General features: G+C 63.6%; 4 protein-coding genes. 2 read left to right on the forward strand and 2 right to left on the reverse strand.

The window, feature by feature from the left end; genetic code table 11:
- Positions 1–59: 59 nt before the first annotated feature.
- Both F4U94_RS23765 and F4U94_RS23770 read right to left on the reverse strand, forming a co-directional pair.
- Positions 60–1,409, reverse strand: coding sequence for a M1 family metallopeptidase (locus tag F4U94_RS23765; protein WP_223811145.1), 1,350 nt, complete (start codon positions 1,407–1,409; stop codon positions 60–62).
- A gap of 65 nt (positions 1,410–1,474) precedes the next feature.
- The gene (locus F4U94_RS23770) at positions 1,475–2,071 is read right to left on the reverse strand and encodes a recombinase family protein (protein ID WP_048575153.1); all 597 of its coding nucleotides are present in this window, start codon (positions 2,069–2,071) and stop codon (positions 1,475–1,477) included.
- A 148-nt stretch (positions 2,072–2,219) separates the two neighbouring features.
- On the opposite strand from F4U94_RS23770, the gene F4U94_RS23775 reads away from it, so the two are divergent.
- A complete protein-coding gene (locus tag F4U94_RS23775; protein WP_053085608.1) occupies positions 2,220–3,701 on the forward strand; it encodes a Mu transposase C-terminal domain-containing protein in 1,482 nt (493 codons plus the stop codon).
- Positions 3,701–4,522 carry an AAA family ATPase gene (locus F4U94_RS23780; protein WP_042853443.1) on the forward strand — a complete coding sequence of 274 codons (822 nt, stop codon included), beginning with the start codon at positions 3,701–3,703 and terminating at the stop codon, positions 4,520–4,522. The genes F4U94_RS23775 and F4U94_RS23780 overlap by 1 nt, the downstream gene beginning before the upstream one ends.
- Positions 4,523–4,560 lie beyond the last annotated feature (38 nt).

Genomic DNA, 4,560 nt, shown 5'->3' on the forward strand with positions numbered 1-4,560 from the left:
TGTGGATGTCAGAGCTAATTGGCATGGTTCTGTCAGCGGTAAATGTCATCACGGCCAAGCTATTGCGACTGCCCTTCCGAAAGGCCCTCGCCGAACACCCATTCGGCGAACAGCGGACGCAAGTCCCGGCCGCTCGCTTCCTCCATCGCCCGCTTTAGGTCTATGCTGGTGACCGTGCCGCCCGCATGGTCACGGGTGTAGCGGCGCAGGCCAGACCAGAACGCGGCATCGCCGAGCGTGACCCGGAGCTGCGCCATGAACAGCGCGCCCTTGCTGTATTGGATCGCGCGTCGGACGCCCAATGTCGGGTAGGTGCCGTTCCAAGCCAGCGGCTTGTCAAAACCCATCGCTCGCGCCTTTTCAAACCGGCTTCTGGCTTCATTGAGTTCGGCTTCATACGCGGCGCGACCGTAGCGATGCTGCTTCCATGCGGCCGTCATGAATGTCGTGATGCCCTCGTTCAGCCAGAAGTCCTTGAGGGTTTCGCATGTGATCAGGTTGCCCCACCATTGATGGGTAAGTTCGTGTACGATGGCCCAATCCTGCGACGGATCATCTGGCTGCCTCGGCAGCGCATCGCTGCCGAGGACGGAGTATGTCGCCGCCTCCTGCGCCTCATCGCCTTCGACCAGAAGCTGGCTGTAGTCGGCAACCGGAAGCGGCATGCCCGCCTTGGCGGAGAGAAAGGCGACCATATCCTTTGTCCCTGCCAAGCGTCGTTTCAGCTCGCCCGCGTCGGCAGTGTTGCTCAGATAGGTGAGCCTTTTTGATCCGACCCGTTCGCTGACCCGCGTGAGTCGACCCACCGCAAAGCCGTAAAGATAGGCCGAGTAGGGCCGAGGCGCTTTCCAGGTATGGATCTCGCTGCCGTCCGCTCCCGGTCGCCGCACGATCATGTTGCCGACTGACAGGCTGGTCATCCCGGCCGGAACACGCAGATCGAGCGAGAAGGCCGCTTTCTCGCCGAACTTGTTCTGGGAACACACCATCCAGTCGCAGGCAAAATAGCTGGTGTAGAGCGTCGTCGCCGAGCCGGCGAACCCACGTGCAGGGCGGCCATGATAGGACAACTCCAGCTTGACCGTGCGTCCACGCCGGAGCGGCCGGGGCAGATCGAAGCCGAGCACATCGCCTTCCACAGTATGAGCGAGCGCCACGCCATCGAGGGTTGCACTGTCGATGCCGAGAGTGTTGGCGGAGAAATTCAGCCGCCGGACGCCATCCACCGTCGCGCGTAGCGTGATCTTCTCACGTCCCGCGACGGTCCTGTTCTCGATGTCCGGGGTAAGCGCGAGCCTGTAGCTCGCTACCTCGAATCCATCCCCAGGCCTGTTGGCGGCGAACGCAGGGCTGCACAGCAACCCCAGAGCCGTCCCGGCTAACGGTGACGCCAACATTCTGCGGATCACTGATGCCCCTTTATACTCATAGCTTCTATCGATGGGGCCAACACCTAGGCGCGGTCGTGGTAGGATCACGCCGGCTTTGCCGCAGGCGCGGAAGATTGGCGTCCAAGCGTCCGATACACGGTTGGCCGCGATATCGAGAACACCTCGGCGAGATCGCTGATCGAATAGTCGTCGGTGTCGTACATGCGGCGCAACTCCTTCTGCTGGCGATCCGACAGCTTGGGCTTCTTGCCGCGCAGCTTCCCTTTCGAACGTGCGACCACCATGCCTTCGCGGGTCCGCATCCGGATCAGGTCGGCCTCGAACTCGGCGAAGGTGGCGAGGATGTTGAAGAACAGCTTGCCCATCGGGTCGGACGGATCGTGGACACTGGCCCCGAGCTGTAGCTTTACGCCCCGCATGGCGAGGTCGTCGCCGATCGCGCGCGCGTCGGGCACCGACCGCGCAAGACGGTCGAGCTTGGGCACCACCAGCGTGTCGCCGCTTCGGACCGCCGCGAGCGCCTGATCCAGACCGGGGCGGGTCCGGTTCGTCCCGGTAAAGCCCTTGTCGGTGTAGATGCGATTGGCCGCGACGCCGAGTTTGACCAGCGCGTCCTGTTGGGCGGCAAGGTCCTGTTTGTCGGTGGAGCATCGGGCGTAGCCGATCAGCGTGTGTGTCATGGTGAAATCTGTAACGTAAAGGGGTCCCTCAACGCAAAAGATATAGTACCATCTATATGAGACTCGGCTTTTGGCGGTTTCCCGTGCCTCGACAGGTCAGCTGGCGACCGTCCGCTGAACGATCCTCTTTCGGACGGGGCAGATCACCATGACCGATGATCGTAAGTCGGAATCGGGAAGTGCCGAAGTCGCGCCACGGATGGCTGTGCTCCGTCGGCACCTCCATGATGCGGTGCCGCTGGACCAAGCCGCGACCGACGCCGGCATCTCGCTCCGCACCGCTCGCCGCTGGCTCGCCCGCTACCGCGCCGATGGTCCGGCGGGGCTGGCGCGTCCTACCCGACCCGAAGCCGGCAAGCGTACCTTCCCGAAAGAACTAGTCGAACTGATCGAGGGCATGGCGCTGCTCAAACCGCCGCCATCGATCGTGACCATCCATCGCCGTCTCGCCGCCATCGTCGGCGAACGGCAATGGCGAATGCCGTCCTATGGCAGCGTGCGCGATATCGTGCGGCGGATCGATCCGGCGATGCTGACCTTGGCACATGAAGGTGCTGCCGCCTTCCGCGACAAGTTCGAGTTGGTGCATCGGCACCGCGCCGAACACCCCAATGCGATCTGGCAAGCCGATCACACCCAGCTCGATATCCTGATCCTCGATGCCGGCGGTCGCCCGGTGCGGCCGTGGCTGACGACGGTGCTGGACGATCACTCGCGCGTGATAGCAGGCTACATGGTTTTCCTCGGCGCGCCCTCCGCGCTCAACACGTCGCTCGCGCTGCGACAGGCGATTTGGCGCAAGGCCGATCCGACCTGGCCGGTATGCGGCATTCCCGACGTCCTGTACGTCGATCACGGATCGGACTTCACCAGCCTTCATCTCGAACAGGCTGCGGCCGATCTGCGTATCCGCCTGATCTACTCTGCCGTCGCGCGTCCACAGGGGCGCGGCAAGATCGAGCGGCTGTTCCGCACCATCAACACCGAACTGTTGGCGGAACTGCCGGGCAATCTTCGTAACGGCAAACCGGTATCGCCCCCGCGCCTGACGCTTCCCGAACTGGACGCTGCGATCGGCACATACATCGTGGCGACCTATAACGTCCGCCCGCACAGGGCGATCGGCGTACCGCCCGTCGATGCGTGGCGCGGCGATGGCTGGCTGTCCCGGATGCCGGAAACGCTGGAGGAACTGGACGCGCTGCTGGTCATGGTCGCCAAGCCGCGCATCGTCCACCGCGACGGCATCCGTTTCGAGGGGCTGCGATACTTCAACCCTACGCTCGCCGCCTATGTCGGCGAGCCGGTGACGATCCGCTACGATCCTCGCGACGTAGGCGAGGTTCGGATATTCCATCGCAACGTCTTTCTGTGCCGGGCCGTCAGCCCCGACCATGCCGGCCTGAGTATCACTCTCAAGGACGTGCAAGCCGCCCGCATCGCCTATCGTCGTCGCCTGCGGAGCGAGATCGGAGAGCGGAAGGCCCGCGTTGCGGACTATCTGCCCGCGATCTTGCGCCCGCTGGGTTCCGGCTCGGTGCGCGCCTCAACGCCAAAACCCACGCCTGCCACGTCCCCCGAGGTGACACGGAGCAAGCCGCGTCTCCGCACCTATTACGAGGGCGAGTGATGGCAGACGGCAGCGCTCGCGCCACCAGCTTCATCTCGACGCAGGAACATCGCCGCTTCACCGAGTTTGCCAACGCCGTCCGCAAGCACCGCTACATTGGCTTGTGTCACGGCACGGCCGGCGTCGGCAAAACCCTTTCCGCGCGACGCTACGCGCGCTGGGACGGCGCAGTCGATCTGCTCATGACCTGGGGTGCGCGGCAGGCGTCCGATCTCAAGATATATGCCGACCTCGCCCGTGCGCGTGCCGTGTTCTATACGCCGACAGTCGGCAGCACGCTGCGCGAGCTTCGTCAGGACCTGCCCCGCCTCATCGATCGGGTCGATATCTGTATCGATCAGCATGTCCGGCCCAAGGATCAGATCGTCGTTTCGCCCCGGAAGCATTTCGTCGAACTGCTGATCGTCGATGAAGCCGACCGCCTGTCCAACACGGGGCTGGAATATCTGCGTGACCTGTTCGACCGGCAGGGCATCGGCCTTATCCTGATCGGGATGCCGGGCATCGAAAAGCGCATGGAGCGATACGCACAGCTTTTCAGCCGTGTCGGCTTCGCCCACCAGTACCGGCCCTTGCAGGATCAGGAGCTGACCTTTGTCCTCACGCGGCGCTGGCGCGACCTCGGACTCGCGATGGACGAAGCGGACTTCACCGACGCGCAGGCGGTCGCCACCATCGTGCGGATCACGGGCGGCAACTTCCGTCTGCTCCACCGGCTGTTCGTTCAGATCGAGCGCATCCTGAGGATCAACGGCCTGAACGCGATCACTGACGACGTGGTGGAAGCTGCACGCAGCACCCTCGTGATCGGTGTCACTTAGCGCTGACAGAACGGTGCCAATCAGCGCTGATATCTACA

Source organism: Sphingobium limneticum, from assembly GCF_008710155.1.
Lineage (GTDB): Bacteria > Pseudomonadota > Alphaproteobacteria > Sphingomonadales > Sphingomonadaceae > Sphingobium > Sphingobium limneticum.

Coding starts and splice junctions, on each gene's coding strand:
- F4U94_RS23770 (WP_048575153.1), bottom strand. CDS start 2,071: ATGACACACACGCTGATCGGCTACGCCCGATGCTCCACCGACAAACAG.
- F4U94_RS23775 (WP_053085608.1), top strand. CDS start 2,220: ATGACCGATGATCGTAAGTCGGAATCGGGAAGTGCCGAAGTCGCGCCA.
- F4U94_RS23780 (WP_042853443.1), top strand. CDS start 3,701: ATGGCAGACGGCAGCGCTCGCGCCACCAGCTTCATCTCGACGCAGGAA.